This is a genomic window from Flavobacterium nitratireducens (genome assembly GCF_029625335.1).
GTDB lineage: Bacteria > Bacteroidota > Bacteroidia > Flavobacteriales > Flavobacteriaceae > Flavobacterium > Flavobacterium nitratireducens.
In genome coordinates this window covers 155,932-179,310 of record NZ_CP121111.1, presented here as the reverse complement: position 1 = coordinate 179,310, position 23,379 = coordinate 155,932, and the positions used below count along the sequence as shown (strand labels likewise).

The following is a 23,379-nucleotide window of genomic DNA, read 5'->3' as shown; positions in this document are numbered from 1 at the left end:
AAATAATCACAAAAAATGGTAACTTTACACACTTATTATAAAAATAATTCATGGCAAAAAAGACTGTAAATAATGATGCATTGCTTGCAAACATTATCAAAGGAATAGAAGAAGTAAAAGGAAATGACATAGATATTCTCGATCTTAGAGAAATAGATAGCGCAGTTTGCGACTATTTTGTTATCTGCAACGGAAATTCAAATACCCAAGTTAACGCAATTGTTAACTCCATCCAAAAAATAGTTTCCAAAGAAATAAAAGATAAACCTTGGCATGTTGAAGGAACTGACAATGCCGAATGGGTACTTATGGACTATGTGAACATCGTGGTGCATGTTTTCCAAAAACAAATTAGAGAATATTATAATATCGAAAGTTTGTGGGGAGATGCAAAAATTACTACAATTGCAAACAAATACTAAAAGTAAGATAAAAAATAATGGCAAAAGACAACAATCCAAACCCAAACAAATTTAGAATAAGTCCATGGTTAGTTTATACTGCCATCTTGCTTATTTTCTTATTTATAAGCTTTGTTACGGGTAGTACTAACTTACAAGAACCAGCTCAGCTAAAATCGTCTAACATTGACAACATGTTAGCCAAAGGAGACATAAAAAATGTTATTATTTTCAATAATAAAGATGCCGAAATTTACCTTTCAGAAAAAGGATTAAAAAACCCTTCTAACAAAAAGGTGGCAAAAGACATCTTTGATCGCCCTAACAAAGGCCCACATTACACCACAAAATTTGGTGATTTAAAATCATTTCAAGAAAAATTAGACAAAGCCAAAGAAGAAAAAAAACTGGTTGATTACGATTTTAAAGAAGCAAGCAATTGGTCAGATATCATTATTAGCTTACTTCCGGTAATCATTATCATCGCAGTATGGATTTTTATCATGCGTAAAATGTCTGGTGGTGGCGCTGGTGGCGGTGGGCAAATTTTCAACATTGGAAAATCAAAAGCGAAACTTTTTGACGAAAAAACCGATGTTAAAACCACTTTTAAAGATGTAGCTGGATTAGAAGGAGCTAAAGAAGAAATTCAAGAAATTGTTGAATTCCTTAAAAATCCTGAAAAATTCACAAACCTAGGAGGTAAAATCCCAAAAGGCGCTTTACTTGTAGGACCTCCTGGAACAGGAAAAACATTATTAGCAAAAGCGGTTGCCGGAGAAGCTCAAGTTCCCTTTTTCTCACTTTCAGGGTCAGATTTCGTAGAAATGTTTGTCGGAGTTGGTGCTTCAAGAGTACGTGACTTATTCAAACAAGCTAAAGAAAAATCTCCTGCTATCATTTTCATTGACGAAATTGACGCTGTAGGTCGCGCTAGAGGTAAAAATAATTTCTCTGGAGGTAATGACGAAAGAGAAAATACTTTAAATCAATTACTAACCGAAATGGATGGTTTTGGTTCTAATTCAAATGTTATTGTTTTAGCTGCAACTAACAGAGCCGATGTTTTAGACAAAGCCTTAATGCGTGCAGGACGTTTTGACAGACAAATTTTTGTTGATTTACCAGATGTACGTGAACGTGCCGAAATATTCAAAGTTCACTTAGCGCCTTTGAAAAAAGTAGAAGGTTTAGATTTAGACTTTTTAGCCAAACAAACACCAGGTTTCTCTGGAGCTGATATAGCTAACGTATGTAATGAAGCTGCATTAATAGCCGCTCGTAATAACAAAACTGCAGTTGACAAACAAGATTTCCTTGATGCAGTTGACCGTATTGTAGGTGGATTAGAGAAAAAGAATAAAATCATTACTCCTGAAGAGAAAAAAGCAATTGCCATTCACGAGGCAGGACACGCAACTGTAAGTTGGATGTTAGAACACGCTGCACCTCTAATCAAAGTCACCATTGTTCCTAGAGGTCAAAGCTTAGGTGCTGCTTGGTACTTGCCAGAGGAACGTCAAATTGTTCGTACTGAGCAAATGCTAGATGAGATGTGTGCAACTATGGGTGGACGTGCTGCCGAGAAAGTTACTTTCAACAAAATCTCTACTGGAGCATTAAGCGATTTAGAAAAAGTAACAAGACAAGCCCGAGCAATGGTTACGGTTTATGGACTGAATGAGAAAATAGGTAATGTAACTTATTACGATTCAACAGGACAAAGTGAATATAATTTTTCTAAACCTTATTCGGATGAAACAGCTCAAATCATAGATAAAGAAATTTCTTTATTGATTGAAAATCAATACCAAAGAGCTATTCAAATCTTAGAAGAAAACAAAGATAAACTAAATCAACTTGCTGATATTCTTATCGAAAAAGAAGTTATTTTTAAAGACGATTTAGAAGCTATTTTTGGAAAAAGAAGTTTTGACAAAAATCTTGAAGAAACAGTCTCTTAATAAGACACTTAATATAAATAATTTAAAATCTTAATTCAAAACCTCGTTTTGAATTAAGATTTTTTTATCTTTGAACGGTTACAAATAAAACATTAAGTACCTTACAAAATATGAGTCTTTTTAGAAAACTTTTTGGATCTAGTGTTTCACCTTCAGATGAAGAAAAAGAAAGCCAAAACAACAACTTTTTTTCTGATAGCAACATCTCTGTTGACGAGCGTTTTATCTACAATTTCAAAAAAAATGGAGGTAAATTTATCTACTGTGAAAATGATCAAGAAGTTAAGGATCAATTTGAAAATATTTTAGAAGAAAACGATTGGTTCGAAAGTGAAGTACTATGTTACGATACTAAGTTATTTTATTTGTTAGACGAAAATAAACTAGTTTATAATAAGCCTACAAACCCTAAATTCTTACTTTCGAGTTGTGAAAATTTAATTGCTGAAGAAGGTTCTATCCTATTTTCATCTAAACAAATCAAGCAACATAAACCAAACGAACTACCAACAAACATAGTTGTTTTGGCTACAACAAGTCAAATACTTGCAATGAAAAGTGATGGTCTTAGTGCAATTAAAAAGAAATACGAAAGAGACTACCCTACCAATATTACTGCTATAAAATATTTTGAAAAAGCGAAAGAAGAAGACTTCACACAATATGGAAGCTCCGCAAAAAATCTTTATTTATTGCTTTTAGAAGATCTTTAAAATGAATGAAACTCTAAAAAGATCAATATCAGGCGCTATTTACATTGTATTATTATTAGCTTCTATATTATTCTCAACCGAAAGTTTTTTTATCCTTTTCGGTATTTTTTTACTGATTGCTATCTCTGAATTTTGCAATCTAACGCAAGTAAATAAAGTGCTTCCGTTAATTGCTGCATTCTTAGTATATACAACTATTACCCTTATTAGTCATTACAATACACTAACTACTACAACTATCAATGATTATCTAGGGACAAACATTGAAATCACGATAAACATTGAACTACTTAACATCATTTTATTAGCAACCACACTCGTAGTTTCAGTAAAATGTATTCTTTTTCTTTTTTACGACAGTGTTCAAAAAATTAGTACTTCTTCTAAATACCTTTATTTATTTGGTTACATAACACTACCATTTGTATTTATAACTAAAATTTCATTTGGTATCAAAGATTACAACCCAAAAATCATCATTGGTTTATTCCTTCTAATTTGGACCAATGATACTTTTGCCTACATCGTTGGGAAATCAATTGGGAAACATAAATTACTCGAACGAATTTCGCCTAAAAAAACAATTGAAGGATTTTTAGGAGGTATCATTTTTGCCATTTTTGCTGGTTATTTAATCTCCAAATATTACATTAGTCCAAAACCCGAATTCAGTCAGCAATCCATTTTAATATGGACATCAATTGCAACTATTGTTGGTATTTTTGGAACCATTGGAGATTTAATAGAATCCAAATTCAAAAGAATTGCTGGAGTAAAAGACAGTGGAAACATTATGCCTGGTCATGGAGGTGTACTAGATAGACTAGATAGTGTTATATTTGTAGCACCAATAATATTTTTATTTTACCAAATTTTAAATTATGTTTCATAAAGAAGGAATTCCATCTATTTTTTTAAGTTCGGTTTTTACCGTGGCAGTATTATTACTTGCTGATAAATTTATTGATATCGAATGGCTAAGAATGCTCGTTCAACTCTTTGCTTTCTTAGTTTTAGTTATCGTATTACAATTCTTTAGAAACCCTAAAAGACCTTTGATTATAAACGAAAATCAAATTCTTGCTCCTGTTGACGGTAAAGTGGTTGTTATCGAAGAAGTATACGAAGGTGAATATTTCAAAGACAAACGTTTACAGGTGTCTATTTTCATGTCGCCAATTAATGTTCACGTAACTCGATATGCCATGAGTGGAATTATTAAATTTAGTAAATATCATCCTGGTAAATTCCTAGTGGCTTGGCATCCAAAAGCAAGTGAAGAAAACGAGAGAACAACTGTTGTCGTTGAAAACAACACATTCGGAGCTGTTTTATACCGTCAAATTGCTGGTGCACTAGCACGCCGAATTGTTAATTATGCGGAAGAAGGAATGCAGGTAGTACAAGGTACTGATGCAGGTTTTATTAAATTTGGTTCCAGAGTAGATTTATTCTTACCTTTAGGAACTCCAGTAGATGTAGTTTTAAACCAAAAAGCAATTGGAGGAAAAACTGTTATTGCAAAAAAATAATGACTCAAAAAGATTTAGATACTCGGTTTAACGAAGCGGTTGAAAAAGCTTCAAAAATGACTCAAGCATCTTTACCTCAAGATGTGCAGCTAAGACTTTATGCCTTTTACAAACAAGCAACAATAGGTACATTAGGAATTAGACAAACTTCTAATTTTCATCTAAGAGATGCCTTTAAAACAAATGCTTGGATGCAAATCAGTCATCTTTCGGTAGATGAAGCCAAAGAAAACTATATTGAAATCATTAATTCGCTTTGAAAATAATACAATTCATGAAAAAGCTTTTCTTTACCACAGCAAGCCTATTTTTTTAAGTTTTTTAGTTTCATGCAATAAGAAAAAACTAACTGAAGTTGTCGAAGTTCCACTTCCTACAGCTGAAGAAAAAATCTCTATTGGTTTTCCAGATGATGTAAAAGCAGACCCTGGCTCTTTTTTATTGGACAAACTGCCCTATAACTATGATGATTTAGCGCCTTCTCTATCCCCTTTAACATTAGAAGTTCATTATTCGAAACACTATTTATCGTATACCAATAATCTAAACAAAGCCATTGCTGGTACGGAATACGAAAATATGTCTATCGAAAACATTTTAGCCAAACTTGATATAAATGATACTGAATTAAGAAATAATGCTGGAGGATTTTATAACCACTCCTTATACTGGAAATCTATTGGCCCTAAAGGCGGAGGAACACCAAAAGACACTATAGCATCCGTAATTGATAGAGATTTTGGATCTTTTAACGACTTCAAAAATGCTTTCATACAAGAAGCAAGTTTACAATTTGGTTCAGCTTGGGTTTGGTTAATTGTAGACAAAGCTGGAAAACTAAAAATCACCAGTACACAAAATCAAGACAATCCCTTAATGAGAAATGCCGCTGTGCCAGGAACACCTATTTTAGCATTAGACCTTTGGGAACACGCTTATTATTTGGGTTACCAATACCGTCGAAAAACCTATATTGATGCTTTTTTTGCTATTATTGACTGGAATAATGTCAATGAAAATTACAAAAACTCATTTATCAAACAGTATTGATATAATTTCAAACCAATAAAATGCCGACGCCTTATTTTAAAATAAACGTCGGCATTTTTTGTTGTAATCAACAACATTACTACAAATAAAACTCTCTTATCAAAATCATAAATAAACAGTAATATTTATTGGGTTTGCGTCCTTTTTTATAAATTTGACAAAAATATACACCCTTGAGTAAATCGCTATTTTTCATCTGTTTTAGTTTGTTTTTTGTTACTTCAATACAAGTAAAAGCGCAAACTCCTAAAAAAATCATCATTGAACATTCTGATTTTGCCGATGTTAATCAGGCAGAAATGCCAGACGCTTTTTTATTAACTGGAAATGTGGTCGTAAATCACGATGGTGCCGTTTTAAGTTGTAACAAAGCCTACTATTTTCAAAAAGAAAACTACATTAAAGCTTTTGGTAATGTACAATTAGTTCAAGGAGACACTCTTTATTTAAACAGTAAATATGCCGAGTACAACGGAAATGTAAAAAAAGCATTCGCTACTGGAGATGCTGTTTTAAGCACACCCGACTCTACTTTAAAAACAGATACAATTAATTTTGATCGTAATACCCAAGAAGCATTTTACAATACTAAAGGGGTAATTACAAACAATGAAAATACTTTAGAAAGTAATTCTGGAAAATATTATGTAGCTCAAAAGAAATTTCAGTTTTTGACTGCGGTAACCATTACGAATCCTAAATATGTTATTAAATCAGATCATCTTGATTATTATAGCAATTCAGGGCATTCCTATCTTTTTGGACCTTCAACCATAACCAGCAAAAACAATTATATTTATACTGAAAAGGGCTTTTATGATACGAAGAAAAATCTAGCCCATTTTCTGCGAAAATCATATATCAAATACAATGATCGATTGATTCAAGGTGATAGTTTGTATTATGATCGTAACAAAGAATTTGCTTCAGCTACGCGAAATGTAAAAATTACCGATTCGATTAATCGTGGTATCGTCAAAGGTCATTATGCCGAAATATTCCAGAAAAAGACTCCATGTTTGTTACTAAAAGAGCATTAGCTATAAACTTCGTTCAAAATGATTCGGTTTATATACATGGTAAAAAAATAATGGTAACGGGCAAAGAAGGCGACCGAATAATTCGTGCGTTTAATAATGTTCGTTTCTTTAAAACAGATATGAGCGGAAAATGTGATTCTATACATTCTAGCACCAAAATCGCTCTAACAAAACTCATAGGCAACCCCATATTATGGAATGGAGAAAGTCAAATTACTGGCGATATTATGCACCTCATAGGGAATAAAAAAACAGAAAAACTCGATTCCTTAAAAGTACTTAACAACACCTTTATCATTTCCAAAGACACATTAGGAACGGGATACAATCAAATAAAGGGAATGAACCTCTATGGCAAATTCGAAGAAGGTAAACTCCACGATGTAGACATTGTTAAAAACGCCGAGGTCATTTATTACATGCGAAATGATGACAAGGAACTCATTGGAATCAATAAAAATGTAAGCAGTAAAATCAGTATTCTTTTCGATAAAAATGCTATTGAAACCATCACGTTTTTTCAACAAGTAGATGGAGATATCTATCCTGAAGAAGAACTTAGCGAATACGAAAGGAAATTTAAAGGCTTCAAATGGCGGGCTGACGAACGAATAAAATCTAAAGACGATATCTTTCCTGAAGAAGAGAATCAATACAACGACAAAATGATTGCTGATACTAAAAAAGACGCTGCTAAGAAAAACGTTCCAATGAAAATCAGGAAAGAAACATTGAATTACGATAAAAAGAAGAAAAAGAAGTAGGCAGTTTTCAGTTTCAGAAGGCAGAAAACAGAATACTATACTAAATCTAAATTGTAACAAAAAGTAAAAAAACTTCCTGAACTTTGCGAAAAAACTTTGCAAACTTTGCGGTAAAAAACTAACAACAGTGAATAAGGATTTTATAAAATACCAAGCACAAACTTCTCCTTACCCATTAGGAATGGAAGTTTCACACGCCATTGGTTCATATATATACGACACTAATAATAAAAAATACCTGGATTTTGTTGCTGGAGTTTCAGCTTGTACTTTAGGACATCAACCTCCTAGAGTCAATCAAGCCATCAAAGACCAATTGGACAAATATTCACACGTTATGGTGTATGGAGAATATTCCCAAAGCCCTGCTGTAGAATATTGCAAACTCATGGCTTCACTCCTACCTGCGCCATTAGACAAAACCTATTTAGTGAATTCAGGCACCGAAGCAATTGAAGGAGCCTTAAAATTAGCCCGAAGAGTAACTGGTCGAAGCCAATGGATTTCCTGTTATAATGCCTACCACGGAAACACTATGGGTTCTATGAGTGTTATGGGATTTGAGGAACGAAAACAAGCTTTTAGACCATTAATTCCAGATGTAGACTTTATTACGTTTAACAATGAAGCCGATTTAGAAAAAATAACTACTAAAACTGCTGGTGTTTTACTCGAAACCATTCAAGGAGGCGCCGGATTTATTGAACCACAAAATGATTTCTTGAAAAAAGTTCGCACTCGATGTACAGAAGTAGGAGCTTTATTAATTCTGGACGAAATCCAACCTGGGTTTGGAAGAACTGGAAAACTATTTGGTTTCCAAAACTACGATATTGTTCCTGACATAATTGCCATGGGGAAAGGAATGGGAGGCGGAATGCCTGTTGGTGCTTTTACCGCTTCATCGGCAATGATGGATTTATTAACTGATAATCCTAAATTAGGGCACATTACCACCTTTGGCGGACATCCTGTCATTGCGGCAGCCTGTCTAGCAACATTGAAAGAATTAACTGAAACAAACTTGATGCAAGAAGCTTTAGAGAAGGAAAAACTCTTTCGATCGCTTTTGGTACATCCTTTGATACAGGAAGTTAGAGGAAAAGGATTGATGCTGGCGGCTATGACTGCCGAGGCCGCAATCACAAATGAAGTAATATTAAAATGTCAAGACAAAGGACTCATTTTATTTTGGCTCCTTTTTGAAGGATGTGCTATTAGAATTACTCCTCCTTTAACAATTTCTAATGACGAAATTCGCGAAGGATGCGCAATACTATTAGAAGTGATGGATGAAGTAATGGCTTCTCAAAAATAATAGCAATCGCTCGAATAAACACTGTTTCTTTTGTTAATTAAATTGTTCACAATAATTCATTTTTTTCTTCGATAAAACACAAAGGATGCCTAATTTTAAGGTAGGCCAAATTCTAAAAACAGGAAGTATGCAACTAAGCAACGAAGAAGAAGATTATAACTTATCTCTATCCAAATTTGAGTCTATGTTGAAAACCAACAAAGTGCTCTTTTTTGACTCTGAAGAATTTGAAGAAATCATACTTCACTATCTCGATACAGGTAAAGCCGCTTTAGCGAAAAAAGCGCTCAAATTAGCATTAGACCAACACCCTAAGTCTACAGGCTTAAAACTTGTTCAAGTTGAAATGCTAGTTTATGATGACAAATTGGATGTAGCCGAGAAACTTCTCAACGAGCTATATGCCATTGAACCGCACAATGAAGAAATTTATATTCAAAAGGCAAATATCTGCTCAAAAAGAGATCAGCATGAAAAAGCCGTTGAATTTCTAAAAATTGCTTTACAGTACACCGATGATTATGCCGATGTGTATAATTTAATTGGAATGGAATACCTATTTATGGACAATTTAGAATTGGCCAAAGAAAACTTTATCAAATGTCTGGAAGAAGACATCGAAGACCAATCGGCACTGTATAATGTAGTGTACTGTTTTGAGTTTTTAGACCAAAATCAAGATGCTATCCTTTATTTGGATAAATACATTGAAATCAATCCCTATAGTGAAATTGCATGGCATCAAAAAGGACGTTTACATTATGGATTAAAAGAATACGAGCAAGCTATTCGTGCCTTTGATTATGCTACTCTTATAGACGATGAATTCTTAGGCGCTTTTATGGAAAAAGCCAAAGCCCTTGAACGTTTAGGGAAATTTGAGGAAGCTATTGAAAGTTATAATAGAACTATCGAATTAGAAGATCCAACATCCTATGCCTTACTTCGCATTGGAAAATGCTACGAAAAACTAGGCAATAAAGTGTTAGCTCTTAAATTCTATAACGAAACCGTTCACGAAGATCCTCTTTTAGACAAAGGATGGATTGCAATTACGGATTTTTATTTACATGAAAAAAACTTTCAAAAAGCCTTATTTTTTGTCAACAAAGCTTTAGCAATAGACAATCAAAACAGCTTGTACTGGAAAAGATATGCAAATATTAACAAACAGATGAACTTTTTTGAAGAGGCTGAATTTGGTTTTAGAAAAGCAGTCGAATTTGGTGATACCGAATTAGATACTTGGCTATTTTGGGTAGACATTTTACAATTCTTAGGCGAATTTGAAACCGCTATTCATACCTTGTTACAAGCTTCTGATTATTATCCGGAAGAAAGTGAAATAGAATACCGTTTAGCTGGTCTTTATTTTATGATAAACGATGATAGAAAAGCTAAAATTCACTTAAGCAATGCGCTCCGACTGAATTTTGACAACTATATCATCATCGAAGACCTTTTTCCTGTTGTTTGGGAGAAAAAAATGGTACAGAATTATATTGAAAAACACAACAAACAATAATGACCCAAAATACAAGAAAGCGCTTCGGACTACTGGGGCGTAATATCAGTTATTCCTTTTCAAAAGGACATTTTACTACCAAATTCGAAAAAGAAAATTACGCAGGCTATACTTATGAAAATTTTGATATTCAGGAAATCTCTGGATTTACTGAAATCATTAAAAACACAGCAAATTTAAGCGGCTTAAATGTTACCATTCCTTACAAAGAAGAGGTAATTCCGTTTTTAGACAAATTATCTAAAAAAGCCGCTAAAATTGGTGCTGTAAACACGATTAAATTCACCAAAAAAGGAAAATTAAAAGGCTACAATACCGATTATTATGGTTTTTTAAAGTCCCTAAGTCCTTTACTACAAGAACATCATAAAAAAGCATTGATTCTAGGAACAGGAGGCGCTTCTAAAGGAGTGGCTTTTGCTCTGGAAGAATTAGGTATCGAATATGTTTTTGTATCTCGAAAAGCTTCCGAAAAAGCAATTGATTATAGCCAAATAACAGCTGCTACTTTTGAGGAATACCAAATTGTCATTAATTCCACACCTATTGGCACCAGCCCAATTATCGAAGCCTGTCCAGAGATTCCTTATGATTTTTTTACAGAAAAACACATCGCATACGATTTGATTTATAATCCAGCCGAAACACAATTTTTAAAAAACGCTAAAGCAAAAGGCGCTCAAATAAAAAACGGTCTTGATATGCTTATTTTTCAAGCAGAAAAAGCTTGGAAAATCTGGAACAAATAAAAAATCAATGTCTGCACATTTCAGATGTATTAGAGCATAAAAAATAGCTTAAAAAGGAAATAAACAATTTCATCAAAGCATTAAAAAATCTCATTTTGAAAATGATTTCAAAATGGGATTTTTTGCTTTTAAACACATCAAAAAAACATAACCCTCTAATTTTTAATATAATAAAAAATATCTTACCTTTAAATACCTCTAAAATCTACTTTTAACGATATTCTATTTATTATGCTAAAAAAAACCATATTAATTGAAAACAAACTTTCCCTCACCACAAAAAACAACCAACTTGTATTAAAATCTGAATTCAAAGAGAAAACTATTCCTATTGAAGATATTGGGTTCCTGGTATTGGATCATGCCGAAATTTACATTAGTATTCCTACAATGAATTCACTTATTGAAAATAATACTTCTGTTATAATTTGCGGAAAAAATCATTTACCAAATGGAATGTTTTTAAACCTCAACAGTCATCATATTCAACAAGAAATTTTTAAAAATCAAATTAACGCAAGTGTACCACTAAAAAAACAACTTTGGCAACAAACAATTGTAGAAAAAATTTCGAATCAGGGAATTTTATTGCAAAAAATAACCACAAAGAAAAACAACTTCGACTTTTTAGCCTCAAAAGTTTTAAGTGGAGACAGCTCAAATATGGAGGCTGTTGCTGCCAATTTTTACTGGAAAGTTTTTTTTGAGCAGGAATTTAAAAGAGAACGTTTTGGTGACTATCCAAACAATTTTCTAAACTATGGATACGCTATTTTAAGAGCGGCTACAGCCAGAGCCTTGTCTGGAAGTGGATTATTAAATACCCTAGGTATTCATCATAAAAGTAAATACAACGCCTTTGCTTTAGCAGATGATATTATGGAACCCTACAGACCAATTGTCGATGAAAAAGTATTTGAAATCATGCAAACTTATAGTGAGCAAGAATTAAATACAACGATAAAATCTGAACTTTTACAAATACTTACCCGAACCGTTTTTTTCAAAGAGGAAAAAAGTCCGTTAATGGTTGCCCTTCAAAAGACAGCCAGTTCGCTACAACAATGCTATACCGGCGAGCGAAAAAAAATTAAATATCCCAAATTATGGAACTAAATGGCTATAGAATCATGTGATTATTTGTGTTTTTTGACTTACCTACCGAAACCAAAAAAGACCGGAAAAATGCATCTGGTTTTAGAAACAATCTCTTGAAAGATGGTTTCTCTATGATGCAATTTTCGGTTTATGTACGTCATTGTGCCAGTAGTGAAAGTGCCGATGTTCATGAAAAAAGAATTTTTCAACTCCTACCTCCTTTGGGTAAAGTAAGTGTATTGCGAATTACTGATAAGCAATTTGGAAATATTCAAAATTTTTGGGGCAGAGCCGAAGTCCCAAAGGAGCCTCAACCCACACAATTAGAATTATTTTAATAATCAATGGGTTCTTGACGATTATCCCAAAAATACATTATGGCGATGCTATCCTCGTGAACTTCATAATAAAAAGAACACACTTTACTTATGGTTGCTTTTCTTAGATTTTGTTTTAAAGAGGTCGCTTTATAAAGATTAGGAAATTTACGTATAGCTTCAATTGTAGAACTAGTTTTAGACAAAAATTTTTGTACCACTTGTTTACCAAAATTTTCATCGAGATATAGTACAATTGCCTCAAAACTGATTTGGGCATTTTAAGTCCAAATAACCTGCATTATTGAAAACGCTTTTTATATCGTTCCATTACATCTTCATGCAAAATATAATTCCCCTGGGAAAGCTGATTTTTAGATTCTAATATTTTTTTTTGAACAGATAAAGGCAATTCATCCCAAAAATCGGCATCAGATTCTTCGAAACTTATTTTAGCTTTGATAGCAATGGCTATTTCTTCCAGCATTTTTTTAAATTGATCATCTGCTTCTATTACTACTCTCATAATTAAAGTATTTTCACAAAGCTACAAAAATTAAAACGGATTCAATCTTTATTAAAATCTTCTTTTATAAATAAAAAAATGCTTCAATCTTACCTTATCACTGTAAAAAAGAAGCATTTTTTTATACGATATTTCACTTTAATCCATTGATTATTAAAAGATAACAAACCAACTAATATCGTGTTTTCTAATCTTTAATCAAATCGAAAAATCCAAAATTTACTAATGAAAACAGATTATAAATATTTTTCGATTAACAAACACACCTATAAAAATAAACACTTGGTGTTTGTAAACCACAACACTAGAAATAAAAAAATGCTTCAATATTGGGTTATCAATCCAAAAAAGAAGCATTTTTTTATACGATATTTCACTTTAATCCATTGATTATTAAAAGATAACAAACCAACTAATATCGTGTTTTCTAATCTTTAATCAAATCGAAAAATCCAAAATTTACTAATGAAAACAGATTATAAATATTTTTCGATTAACAAACACACCTATAAAAATAAACACTTGGTGTTTGTAAACCACAACACTAGAAATAAAAAAATGCTTCAATATTGGGTTATCAATCCAAAAAAGAAGCATTTTTTTATACGATATTTCACTTTAATCCATTGATTATTAAAAGATAACAAACCAACTAATATCGTGTTTTCTAATCTTTAATCAAACCACAACTACCAGAGGGAACTTCTGTAATTGTAAAAGAATATCGTGTTTTCTAATCTTTAATCAAACCACAACTATTTCTTGGCAACCATATCACCTTGAATATAATATCGTGTTTTCTAATCTTTAATCAAACCACAACGTAACAAAACAACAATTAAAAGACTATGTGAATATCGTGTTTTCTGATCTTTAATCAAACCACAACGTGACTAGATTAATAAATTACTCCGACTTTAATATCGTGTTTTCTAATCTTTAATCAAACCACAACTATCGTCTTGCACGTATGGTTTGTCCTTTGAATATCGTGTTTTCTAATCTTTAATCTTATCACAATAAGGCTATATGCCGTAGATGAAAATCTTAAGTCCTGCTTCGGTGGGACTTTTTTTATACTTATAATTTTCGATATAGAGATTCGTACGGACAGCCCGCGAGCTATCCATTCTTTCAAAAAAAATCAAAAATTTTGAAAAATTCCTCGAAAATAAAAGGCACAAAAAAAGCCTCTTCTTTCGAAGAGGCTTTTGAATTTTGGGTGGATGATGGGGTTCGAACCCACGACCCTCGGCACCACAAACCGATGCTCTAACCAGCTGAGCTACAACCACCATTTGTTTGCTTGTTTGCGGTGGCAAAGATACAACAGAAATCGAGTTCTGCAAACATTTTTTGAAAAAAAATTAAAAAAAATTACAACAAATCCGCTAAACTATTGACTGCCAAACACCTCTCTACTGTAAAACCTTCAGCATAATTTAAACCTACTAACCTCCCCAAGTCCCTCGAACGATAATTCAAGCTCTCAAAAAAGTTTTTTGAAGTAATAGGCGACTCCGGTTCGGTAGAATTAGGGTCATAAAACTGCGAACGGTAGGCTAAAATAGATTCTATTTTCTTATCCGTAAAACCAGTAATATCTACCACAAAATCAGGTTCGATATTTTTCCATTGGATGTAATGATAAACTAACTTGGGTCTCCAAGCTTTTTGCAGCTGTCCATCTAATTCGGTTTCAATTTTAATCAAGCCTGATAAAAAACAAGCATCCGAAACCAATTTACTCCCTTTGGCATGATCGATATGACGATCATCAATAGCGTTACACAAAACAATATCAGGTTGGTATTTTCGAATCCTTTTTATAATCTCAAGTTGGTGTTTTTCGTCATTCACAAAAAAACCATCACGCATGGCTAAATTTTCCCTAACCGATACTCCTAAAATAGCAGCAGCAGCCTTTGCTTCTTCATCTCTTATAGCCGCTGATCCACGAGTACCTAATTCCCCCCTTGTTAAATCTATAATCCCTACTTTTTTTCCTAGGGAAACTTCTTTTAAAATGGTTCCTGCACAACCTAACTCTACATCATCAGGATGTGCTCCAAACGCCAGTATATCTAATTTCATTATTTCTTTTTTCTGTATTCTAAATCTATTTTTTACCCCAAAGAGGATAATTTTCGTATGGTTTCTAAATTTTAAATGATGGAAACAACTAACTTCTAACCTCTAACTTCTAACTCCTAACTTCAAAGCACACTTTTCATCGTAAAGGATTTGTTCACACTTTCATTCCACTCCTTCTCTGCTATACTTTCTCTTGTAATACCGCAGCCCATATACAAATGCGCTTGCTTTTCTTTTATTTGCATACAACGCAAATTAACATACAAATCCGATTTTTGCTTTTTCTCTGTAAAATCTTTTTTATTCAATTCTCCTAAAAAGCCGGTGTAATATTCTCTATCATAAGCTTCATTTGCTAAAATATAATCTTTAGCCTCCTGTTTAGGCAAACCGCAAACCGCTGGTGTAGGATGCAATACAGAAACCACCTGACTTAAATGTGATGATTTATTGATTACTCCCTCGATATCTGTTTTAATATGCAATACATTACCTGCTTGAACGGTATACGGACTTGAAATAGCAACTTCAGAGGTCAAACCTTTTAAATTTTCTAAAATAAAATCAGTTACAAATTGTTGCTCTTCAATTTCTTTTGATTCCCAAATCACATCAGTCCTGCCTTCAAAATTTTGCGTTCCTGCTAATGCCATCGTATAAAACTTTTTTCTACTTGCTTTAAGCAAGCGTTCTGGAGTTGCTCCCATCCACAAACCAATTTTAGGATGATACCAGCAATAACAAAAAACAGTTGGAAAATTTTGAATCAATTGGGTAAAAGCAGCCACTAAATCAAAATTAGGAACCTCTAAAATTTCTTTTCTAGACAATACTACCTTTTTCAAATCACCTCTTTTAATAGCTTCAACAGCCTTTTGGATAAGTGACTCAAAGCGTTCTTTTTCTTTCTTATTTTCTGAAGATTCTATTTTAACAGCTTGTTGTTCTGTTAATGAACTAACATCTGCTTCCCATATAACCGATTGATTTTTGGGCATCAAAATCATTTGATTGCCGTCAAAAGGAGCAAAAACAAATCCAGTTTCATCCAAAGTTTCGGCAAAATACAAATGATCATTTTTTTGAAAAAAACCTCTTAACTCTGCTTTGTAAGGCTTTCTATAAACAACAAAAGGTAAATTTTGCGCTTGTTGCTGCTTTATTTTTATAAAGAAATCAATCATACAGTTGTGTATTAAAGATTGTATTAAAAATCTACGTAACCGAATTTTACTTTAATTAATTTTCCTTCTTTTAGGTAAAACCATATTGGTCAATTTACAAAGCGAAATCAAATTATTTCTTTCATCAACAATTCGAATCTCCCACAAATGGATGCTCGCACCTTGATGAATAATTTTGGCAGTAGCTGTAACCACTCCCTCTCTTTTCGATTTTAAATGATTGGCCGAAATTTCAATTCCGCGTACCTCGCTTACTTCTGGATTAACAAATATAAAAGAAGCCGCACTACCCACACTTTCGGCTAAAGCTACCGTAGCCCCTCCGTGCAACAAACCCATAGGTTGATGAACACTGGAATTAACAGGCATTGTTGCTGTCAAAAAACCTTCTCCAGCATCCACATACTCAATATTTAAGGTTTCCATTAAGGTGTTTTTAGAAATACGATTACAGTATTCCAATATCTTTTCTTTATCGAATGTCATGTGTTTTATTTTAATCGATTGTAAAAATAAAGAAAAGAAAAGATACTTTGTGCTAAATCCAAAGCTTATTGTGTCATCCATTTTAAAAATTAACGCTAAGACAATACGTTTTTTTCTATTTTTACAAAAAAACAAAACAATGCGTCCCATTTCGCTATTATTTATACTTGGAATAACCCTACTTATCAGTGCTTGTCGTACTGATTTTTCTACTATACCCAGCAATGGTAAATTAGTTTTTTCCAGAGATACTGTTTTTTTAGATACTGTTTTTTCTACAATAAGCTCCAGTACTTACATGCTAAAAGTGTACAATAAAAGCAAAAATGATATTAACATACCCTCTATCAAACTTGGTAAAGGACTGAATTCTAAATACCGCATGACCGTTGATGGCATGCAAGGCGAAAACAACAAAATCTTTAACAATGTTACTCTTTTAGCTAGGGACAGTCTCTATATTTTTATAGAAACCACTCCAACTATTTCGGATTCTAATCCTGTAGATTTTTTGTATGCTGATGAAATTGAGTTTGACAGTGGTAGTAATTTGCAAAAAGTCAAATTACTCACACTAGTAAAAGATGCTGTTTTTCTCTATCCAAAACGCTTCAATGATAATGCTACCGAAACAGTAACATTTGATGAAAAAGAATTAAGCGGATTCTATTTGGACGAAAATGACGCTATCAATGGAAACGAACTGCATTTTACCAATCAAAAACCCTATGTGATTTATGGATATGCTTGCGTACCAGAAGGTAAAACTGTTATTTTTGATGCAGGCGTTAGAGTTTATTTCCATGCTAACTCAGGCTTAATTGTACCACAATCAGCAAGTTTACAATGCAACGGGACTGTTTCGACCTCAACAAAACTGGAAAACGAAATTATCTTTGAAGGCAACCGTCAAGAAGCTATGTATGCTAGTATTCCCGGACAATGGTCAACCATCTGGCTTCGAAGTGGAAGTACAAACCATACTATCAACCATCTTACCATTAAGAATGCAACAATAGGTTTGCGAATTGACAATCAAGACAACAGCACGGTTTCTATAAAAAACAGCCAGATTTACAATTCTTCTCATTATGGAATCTTAGCTGAAAACGCTAAAATCACAGGCGAAAATATCGTAATTAATACCGCTGGCAAAGCTACCTTAGCCTGTATTTATGGCGGAAACTATCAGTTTACGCATTGTACATTTAACAACTATTGGAATAGTCCACAACAATCGACCCTTACGCTAAGTAATCGTAAAAGCTCCAACAATCCAGAAATTTCAAATCTAACTCAGGCAACTTTTAATAATTGCATTATTTACGGAGCGTACACTAATTCATTGATTTTTGACAAAAATAATACTGTTCAATTTGAATACCAATTCAACAATTGCTTATTAAAACAGGAAGCCAATAGCTCCAATCCTCTATTTAATTTCGGAGACACAAACCATTACCTAAACAACATAATCAATCAAAATCCTCACTTTTTTGACATTGTAAAAAACAAGCTAAATATTGACAATGCTTCTGCCGCTTTCGCAAAAGGGAATCCGATTTATTTAATTCCTTTCGATATTAATGGAAAAACCAGAACTACACCTCCTGACTTAGGCGCTTATCAAAATACAACCTTTCCTAAATAGCCATTAAGCTGTTAACACCTTGTATTTAAATCTCTAAAAACTTTATAAATACCCACATCTGCTTTCTGAAATCTACAATCTGAACACTAATTTCAACTACCATAAAAAGTCTTTTTTACACTTGTTCGTACTGTTTTTTTAACCTAAATTTGCAGCGTTAATTTAACAAACTTATACTTTTACGATGATTCATTTCTTTGAAAACCAAAGCAACGCAATTTTTGCTGTACAAACTCAAGGCGAAATTTCGGCTCAAGATATTTCTAAACTAAACTGGCTTTTTGCCAATGCAACTAAAATAGAGAAATCCGTATTGACGGATTTTTTTGTTGGTCCACGTGCAACAATGATTACGCCTTGGAGTACCAATGCAGTAGAAATCACTCAAAATATGGGTATTTCAGGAATCATTCGTATTGAAGAATTTTTCAGAGCTTCTGAAGATTTCAATGATTTTGACCCAATGCTTTCGCAAAAATACACTGAATTAAATCAGGATATTTTTACTATCAATATTCAACCGGAACCTATCTTGGAAATTGATGATATTGATGCTTACAACAAACAGGAAGGTTTAGCTTTAAGCGAAGAAGAAGTAGAATACCTGAATAATTTGGCTACCAAATTAGGAAGAAAATTAACGGATTCTGAAATTTTTGCTTTCTCTCAGGCCAACTCGGAGCACTGTCGTCACAAAATTTTCAATGGAACTTTTATCATTGACGGTGAAGAAAAAGAAACTTCTCTTTTTAAATTAATCAAGAAAACATCTCAGGAAAACCCTAACGATATCGTTTCGGCTTACAAAGATAACGTAGCCTTTTTAAAAGGACCAAAAGTAACTCAGTTTGCTCCTAAAAGCGCTGACAAACCTGATTTTTACGAAACAAAAGAATTTGATTCAGTAATTTCGTTAAAAGCAGAAACACACAACTTCCCTACAACTGTAGAACCTTTCAATGGTGCTGCAACAGGTTCAGGAGGAGAAATTCGTGACCGTTTAGCTGGAGGACAAGGTTCTCTTCCATTAGCCGGAACTGCGGTTTATATGACTTCTTACTCTCGCCTGGAACAAGAAAGACCTTGGGAAAAGGCCATGGACGAAAGGCAATGGCTATACCAAACACCAATGGATATCTTAATTAAAGCTTCAAACGGAGCTTCTGATTTTGGAAATAAATTTGGGCAACCGCTTATTACGGGTTCTGTTTTAACTTTCGAACATGAAGAAAATAATAGAAAAGTAGGTTACGATAAAGTAATCATGCAAGCTGGTGGTATTGGTTACGGAAAATTAGACCAAGCTATCAAACACAAACCACAAGAAGGTGATAAAATTGTTATCCTTGGTGGAGAAAACTATAGAATTGGAATGGGTGGAGCTGCGGTTTCTTCTGCAGATACTGGAGCTTTTGGTTCGGGAATTGAATTAAATGCCATCCAACGTTCTAACCCTGAAATGCAAAAACGTGCTGCTAATGCCATTCGTGGATTAGTAGAAAGCGATAGCAACCCAATCGTTTCTATTCACGATCACGGTGCTGGTGGACACTTAAACTGTCTTTCGGAATTAGTGGAAGAAACAGGAGGTTTAATCGACTTAGACAAATTACCTGTAGGTGACCCTACTCTTTCTGCTAAAGAAATTATTGGTAACGAATCTCAGGAAAGAATGGGATTAGTTATCGCTCAAAAAGATATCGATACTTTACAAAGAATTGCCGAAAGAGAGCGTGCTCCAATGTATCAGGTAGGTGATGTAACCGGTGACCACCGTTTTACTTTTGAATCAAAAACTACGGGTGAAAAACCGATGGATTATGCTTTGGAAGATTTCTTTGGAAGTTCTCCTAAAACCGTAATCACTGATAATTCAGTAGCCTATAGCTACGCTGAATTAGCTTACGATAAAAACAATATTGCTAAATATTTAGAAGAAGTATTGCAATTAGAAGCAGTAGCTTGTAAAGACTGGTTAACTAACAAAGTGGACCGTTGTGTAAGCGGAAGAGTGGCAAAACAACAATGTGCCGGACCATTACAATTACCATTAAACAACGTTGGGGTTATGGCTTTGGATTATAATGGAAAAGAAGGTATCGCCACTTCTATTGGTCACTCTCCTATCGCTGCCTTAGTAGATCCTGCTGCTGGAAGCCGTACTGCTATTGCCGAGTCTTTATCAAACATTATCTGGGCTCCAATTAAAGACGGTATCAAAGGTGTTTCATTATCGGCTAACTGGATGTGGGCTTGTAAAAATGAAGGTGAAGATGCTCGTTTATACGAAGCGGTTCAAGCTTGTTCTGACTTTGCAATCGAATTAGGAATCAATATCCCAACTGGAAAGGATTCGCTTTCGATGAAACAAAAATATCCAAATGACGAAGTAATTGCTCCAGGAACTGTAATTATTTCGGCTGCTGGTAACTGTACTAACATCACAAAAGTAGTTGAGCCGGTTTTACAAAAAAATGCAGGTTCTATTTACTATATCAACCTTTCTCAGGACGACTTTAAATTAGGAGGTTCTTCTTTTGCTCAAACATTGAACAAAATTGGAAATGAAGTTCCAACGATTAAGGACGCTGCATTCTTCAAAAAAGCATTCAACACGGTTCAGGAATTAATTAATGACCGTCAAATTGTGGCTGGACACGATATTGGAAGTGGTGGTTTAATCACTACTTTATTAGAAATGTGTTTTGCTGATGTAAACTTAGGAGCAAAAATTGACTTCTCTGTTTTTGAAGAAAAAGACATTATCAAATACTTATTTGCAGAAAACATCGGTATTGTTTTCCAGGCGAAAGACGACGCTGCTTTAGAAAGTAAATTAAATGCTAGCGGAGTTTCTTTCTACAAATTAGGAACAGTAACAAACGAGGCTACTTTAAACTTTGGCCCTTGCCAATTAGACATTGCTAAATACAGAGATATTTGGTACAAAACATCGTATTTATTAGATCAAAAACAATCTAAAAACGGAACAGCTAAAGAGCGTTACGACAACTATAAGAACCAAGCTTTAAACTTTACTTTTCCTGCTCATTTTACAGGTAAAAAAGCAGAGATTCCTGCAGGTCCAAGACCAAAAGCAGCGATTATCCGTGAAAAAGGATCGAACTCTGAGCGTGAAGTAGCTAATGCTATGTATATGGCTGGTTTTGATGTAAAAGACGTTCACATGACCGATTTGATTTCGGGTCGTGAAACTTTAGAAGATATTCAATTCATCGGAGCTGTTGGAGGTTTCTCTAACTCGGATGTTTTAGGTTCTGCCAAAGGTTGGGCTGGAGCTTTCTTATACAACGAAAAAGCGAAAACGGCTTTAGAGAACTTCTTTAAACGCGAAGACACACTTTCTGTTGGAATCTGCAATGGATGTCAATTGTTCATGGAATTAGAATTAATTAATCCGGAACACGAAGTACACGGAAAAATGCAACATAACAACTCTCACAAACACGAAAGCGGTTTTACATCAGTTACTATCCAAGAGAATAACTCTGTAATGTTATCTTCATTAGCAGGATCTACTTTAGGAGTTTGGGTATCACACGGAGAAGGTAAATTCAACTTACCTTACTCAGAAGAAAAATATCAAATTGTTGGTAAATACGGTTACAACAGCTATCCAGCTAACCCTAATGGTTCTGATTTCAACACGGCTATGATGTGTGATAAAACAGGTCGTCACTTAGTGATGATGCCACACATTGAGCGTTCTTACTATCCTTGGAACTGGGCACACTACCCAGAAAGAGGTCAAAAAGACGAGGTTTCTCCATGGCATGAAGCATTTGTAAATGCCAGAAAATGGATTGAAAACAACTAATTTTAGTTCTACAATATGAAAAGCGTTCTCGAAAGGGAACGCTTTTTTTTACATCAAATTTATTTTAATACAAAAATAATCCTACATTTACTTTTCTAAATAATTAACTTCAACAAACATGAAAAAAACACTTTTAATGGCTAGCTTCGTATTAATATCCTTTTTGGCGAATGCTCAAGATAACTCAAAAAGAGAAAAGATTAAACATCTTTTAGAATTAACTGGCTCAGGAAAATTAGGCATGCAAGTTATGGATCAAATGATGAGTAGTTTTAAAAATTCCTATTCCACTGTTAAACAAGAATTTTGGGATAATTTTAGAAAAGAAATCAATGCTAATGATATCGAGAATTTAATTTTACCCGTTTATGATAAATATTACACTGAAACTGATATCGATCAATTAATTACTTTCTACAACTCCCCAATTGGTAAAAAAATGATTAACACAATGCCTTTAGTCATGCAAGAATCAATGAAAGCTGGTCAAAATTGGGGTAGAGAAATTGGTGAAAAAGTATTGGCTCGCTTAAAAGAAAAAGGCTATTTGGATAAATAAAATACTATCGTTAGATTTGTTTATAGACTAACACAAATTAATAAAATTAACCCTAATTATACCAACACCTGTTTCAGAATGTTCGTACTGTCAAAAAAACGAAGCGTTAGACAATTTAATGATTAAAATTACTGATTTAAAAGTATCAGAATTATTTATTTTTAAAGAGCAATCTTATACTGGACGATTAAATGTTGTATACAAAGATCATGGAGTTGAATTTCATGAACTTACTGACGAACAACGTAATGCGCTTATGGAAGATGTAGCTACTACCGCGAAAGCCATTGCTAAAGTGTTCAATCCTGATAAAATAAATTACGGCTCCTTTTCGGATAAATTATCACATTTACATTTTCATATTGTCCCTAAATATGCCGATGGATATGGATTTGGAAGTGTTTTTGAAATGTTTCCTAACAGAGTAACCCTTACAGATGAGGAATATGAAAATATTATCGAAAAAATAAAAGCTGTTTTATAAAATAATAAAATAAGATTCTTTTTAAATCCTCTTTTTTAATCCAATTTAAAAAGAGGATTTTTTATAAATCAAAACATTTGCCCCCC

The 23,379-nt window shown here is 33.5% G+C and carries 21 protein-coding genes, 1 tRNA gene and 1 pseudogene; 17 read left to right on the top strand and 6 right to left on the bottom strand.

Going from position 1 to position 23,379, the window contains the following annotated elements; genetic code table 11:
• Positions 1-50: 50 nt before the first annotated feature.
• The 13 genes and pseudogenes from rsfS (at position 51) to cas2 (ending at position 12,492) form a co-directional block, all read left to right on the top strand.
• Positions 51-422 carry a ribosome silencing factor gene (rsfS, locus tag P5P90_RS00880; RefSeq protein WP_026715516.1) on the top strand — a complete coding sequence of 124 codons (372 nt, stop codon included), beginning with the start codon at positions 51-53 and terminating at the stop codon, positions 420-422.
• Between the two features lie 17 nt (positions 423-439).
• A complete protein-coding gene (gene ftsH, locus P5P90_RS00875; RefSeq protein ID WP_278035375.1) occupies positions 440-2,365 on the top strand; it encodes an ATP-dependent zinc metalloprotease FtsH in 1,926 nt (641 codons plus the stop codon).
• Between the two features lie 110 nt (positions 2,366-2,475).
• Complete coding sequence (locus tag P5P90_RS00870; protein ID WP_278035374.1) at positions 2,476-3,078, top strand: lactate utilization protein B/C; 603 nt, start codon at positions 2,476-2,478, stop codon at positions 3,076-3,078.
• Position 3,079: 1 nt separating this feature from the next.
• The gene (locus tag P5P90_RS00865; RefSeq protein ID WP_278035373.1) at positions 3,080-3,970 is read left to right on the top strand and encodes a phosphatidate cytidylyltransferase; all 891 of its coding nucleotides are present in this window, start codon (positions 3,080-3,082) and stop codon (positions 3,968-3,970) included.
• The gene (locus tag P5P90_RS00860) at positions 3,960-4,610 is read left to right on the top strand and encodes a phosphatidylserine decarboxylase family protein (protein WP_278035372.1); all 651 of its coding nucleotides are present in this window, start codon (positions 3,960-3,962) and stop codon (positions 4,608-4,610) included. Before P5P90_RS00865 ends, P5P90_RS00860 begins: the two co-directional genes overlap by 11 nt.
• Positions 4,610-4,870: an acyl-CoA-binding protein gene (locus P5P90_RS00855; RefSeq protein WP_278035371.1), complete on the top strand. Its 261-nt coding sequence runs from the start codon at positions 4,610-4,612 to the stop codon at positions 4,868-4,870. The genes P5P90_RS00860 and P5P90_RS00855 overlap by 1 nt, the downstream gene beginning before the upstream one ends.
• On the top strand, positions 4,848-5,660 hold the full coding sequence (locus P5P90_RS00850) for a superoxide dismutase (protein WP_422851718.1): 813 nt from the start codon (positions 4,848-4,850) through the stop codon (positions 5,658-5,660). The genes P5P90_RS00855 and P5P90_RS00850 overlap by 23 nt, the downstream gene beginning before the upstream one ends.
• A gap of 206 nt (positions 5,661-5,866) precedes the next feature.
• Positions 5,867-7,464, top strand: a pseudogene (locus tag P5P90_RS00845) (OstA-like protein).
• Between the two features lie 127 nt (positions 7,465-7,591).
• Positions 7,592-8,782, top strand: a complete 1,191-nt coding sequence (locus tag P5P90_RS00840; protein WP_278035370.1) for an aspartate aminotransferase family protein — start codon at positions 7,592-7,594, stop codon at positions 8,780-8,782.
• Positions 8,783-8,909: 127 nt separating this feature from the next.
• A complete protein-coding gene (locus P5P90_RS00835) occupies positions 8,910-10,307 on the top strand; it encodes a tetratricopeptide repeat protein (RefSeq protein ID WP_278036454.1) in 1,398 nt (465 codons plus the stop codon).
• Positions 10,307-11,056, top strand: coding sequence for a shikimate dehydrogenase family protein (locus P5P90_RS00830; protein ID WP_278035369.1), 750 nt, complete (start codon positions 10,307-10,309; stop codon positions 11,054-11,056). The genes P5P90_RS00835 and P5P90_RS00830 overlap by 1 nt, the downstream gene beginning before the upstream one ends.
• 231 nt (positions 11,057-11,287) lie before the next feature.
• On the top strand, positions 11,288-12,172 hold the full coding sequence (cas1, locus tag P5P90_RS00825) for a type II CRISPR-associated endonuclease Cas1 (protein ID WP_278035368.1): 885 nt from the start codon (positions 11,288-11,290) through the stop codon (positions 12,170-12,172).
• Between the two features lie 26 nt (positions 12,173-12,198).
• Entirely contained in the window at positions 12,199-12,492 is a 294-nt protein-coding gene (cas2, locus tag P5P90_RS00820; protein WP_278035367.1) for a CRISPR-associated endonuclease Cas2, read from the top strand.
• On the opposite strand, the gene P5P90_RS00815 is transcribed toward cas2, so the two are convergent.
• The 6 genes from P5P90_RS00815 to P5P90_RS00790 all read right to left on the bottom strand — a co-directional run bounded on the left by P5P90_RS00815 (position 12,489) and on the right by P5P90_RS00790 (position 16,761).
• Complete coding sequence (locus P5P90_RS00815) at positions 12,489-12,692, bottom strand: hypothetical protein (protein ID WP_278035366.1); 204 nt, start codon at positions 12,690-12,692, stop codon at positions 12,489-12,491. The two genes, cas2 and P5P90_RS00815, sit on opposite strands and share 4 nt — an antisense overlap.
• 80 nt (positions 12,693-12,772) lie before the next feature.
• Entirely contained in the window at positions 12,773-12,997 is a 225-nt protein-coding gene (locus tag P5P90_RS00810; protein ID WP_278035365.1) for a hypothetical protein, read from the bottom strand.
• Between the two features lie 1,221 nt (positions 12,998-14,218).
• Positions 14,219-14,292: transfer RNA gene (locus P5P90_RS00805), tRNA-His, on the bottom strand.
• 82 nt (positions 14,293-14,374) lie between these two features.
• Entirely contained in the window at positions 14,375-15,091 is a 717-nt protein-coding gene (bshB1, locus tag P5P90_RS00800; protein WP_278035364.1) for a bacillithiol biosynthesis deacetylase BshB1, read from the bottom strand.
• A gap of 122 nt (positions 15,092-15,213) precedes the next feature.
• Positions 15,214-16,275 (bottom strand): chorismate-binding protein, encoded by a 1,062-nt coding sequence (locus P5P90_RS00795; protein ID WP_278035363.1) that lies wholly within the window; start codon positions 16,273-16,275, stop codon positions 15,214-15,216.
• Between the two features lie 51 nt (positions 16,276-16,326).
• Positions 16,327-16,761 (bottom strand): PaaI family thioesterase, encoded by a 435-nt coding sequence (locus P5P90_RS00790; protein WP_278035362.1) that lies wholly within the window; start codon positions 16,759-16,761, stop codon positions 16,327-16,329.
• Between the two features lie 139 nt (positions 16,762-16,900).
• Between P5P90_RS00790 and P5P90_RS00785 the strand changes: the two genes are divergently transcribed.
• The 4 genes from P5P90_RS00785 (at position 16,901) to P5P90_RS00770 (ending at position 23,293) form a co-directional block, all read left to right on the top strand.
• A complete protein-coding gene (locus P5P90_RS00785) occupies positions 16,901-18,412 on the top strand; it encodes a hypothetical protein (protein ID WP_278035361.1) in 1,512 nt (503 codons plus the stop codon).
• Positions 18,413-18,596: 184 nt separating this feature from the next.
• On the top strand, positions 18,597-22,250 hold the full coding sequence (gene purL / locus P5P90_RS00780) for a phosphoribosylformylglycinamidine synthase (protein WP_278035360.1): 3,654 nt from the start codon (positions 18,597-18,599) through the stop codon (positions 22,248-22,250).
• A gap of 118 nt (positions 22,251-22,368) precedes the next feature.
• Positions 22,369-22,809: a DUF2059 domain-containing protein gene (locus P5P90_RS00775; protein WP_278035359.1), complete on the top strand. Its 441-nt coding sequence runs from the start codon at positions 22,369-22,371 to the stop codon at positions 22,807-22,809.
• A 118-nt stretch (positions 22,810-22,927) separates the two neighbouring features.
• On the top strand, positions 22,928-23,293 hold the full coding sequence (locus tag P5P90_RS00770; protein ID WP_278035358.1) for an HIT family protein: 366 nt from the start codon (positions 22,928-22,930) through the stop codon (positions 23,291-23,293).
• Positions 23,294-23,379 lie beyond the last annotated feature (86 nt).

Bases quoted from the DNA above. Each gene is read 5' to 3' on its own strand.
- rsfS (WP_026715516.1), top strand. From the start codon at position 51: ATGGCAAAAAAGACTGTAAATAATGATGCATTGCTTGCAAACATTATC.
- ftsH (WP_278035375.1), top strand. From the start codon at position 440: ATGGCAAAAGACAACAATCCAAACCCAAACAAATTTAGAATAAGTCCA.
- P5P90_RS00870 (WP_278035374.1), top strand. From the start codon at position 2,476: ATGAGTCTTTTTAGAAAACTTTTTGGATCTAGTGTTTCACCTTCAGAT.
- P5P90_RS00865 (WP_278035373.1), top strand. From the start codon at position 3,080: ATGAATGAAACTCTAAAAAGATCAATATCAGGCGCTATTTACATTGTA.
- P5P90_RS00860 (WP_278035372.1), top strand. From the start codon at position 3,960: ATGTTTCATAAAGAAGGAATTCCATCTATTTTTTTAAGTTCGGTTTTT.
- P5P90_RS00855 (WP_278035371.1), top strand. From the start codon at position 4,610: ATGACTCAAAAAGATTTAGATACTCGGTTTAACGAAGCGGTTGAAAAA.
- P5P90_RS00835 (WP_278036454.1), top strand. From the start codon at position 8,910: ATGCAACTAAGCAACGAAGAAGAAGATTATAACTTATCTCTATCCAAA.
- P5P90_RS00830 (WP_278035369.1), top strand. From the start codon at position 10,307: ATGACCCAAAATACAAGAAAGCGCTTCGGACTACTGGGGCGTAATATC.
- cas1 (WP_278035368.1), top strand. From the start codon at position 11,288: ATGCTAAAAAAAACCATATTAATTGAAAACAAACTTTCCCTCACCACA.
- P5P90_RS00810 (WP_278035365.1), bottom strand. From the start codon at position 12,997: ATGAGAGTAGTAATAGAAGCAGATGATCAATTTAAAAAAATGCTGGAA.
- bshB1 (WP_278035364.1), bottom strand. From the start codon at position 15,091: ATGAAATTAGATATACTGGCGTTTGGAGCACATCCTGATGATGTAGAG.
- P5P90_RS00795 (WP_278035363.1), bottom strand. From the start codon at position 16,275: ATGATTGATTTCTTTATAAAAATAAAGCAGCAACAAGCGCAAAATTTA.
- P5P90_RS00790 (WP_278035362.1), bottom strand. From the start codon at position 16,761: ATGACATTCGATAAAGAAAAGATATTGGAATACTGTAATCGTATTTCT.
- P5P90_RS00785 (WP_278035361.1), top strand. From the start codon at position 16,901: ATGCGTCCCATTTCGCTATTATTTATACTTGGAATAACCCTACTTATC.
- purL (WP_278035360.1), top strand. From the start codon at position 18,597: ATGATTCATTTCTTTGAAAACCAAAGCAACGCAATTTTTGCTGTACAA.
- P5P90_RS00775 (WP_278035359.1), top strand. From the start codon at position 22,369: ATGAAAAAAACACTTTTAATGGCTAGCTTCGTATTAATATCCTTTTTG.
- P5P90_RS00770 (WP_278035358.1), top strand. From the start codon at position 22,928: ATGATTAAAATTACTGATTTAAAAGTATCAGAATTATTTATTTTTAAA.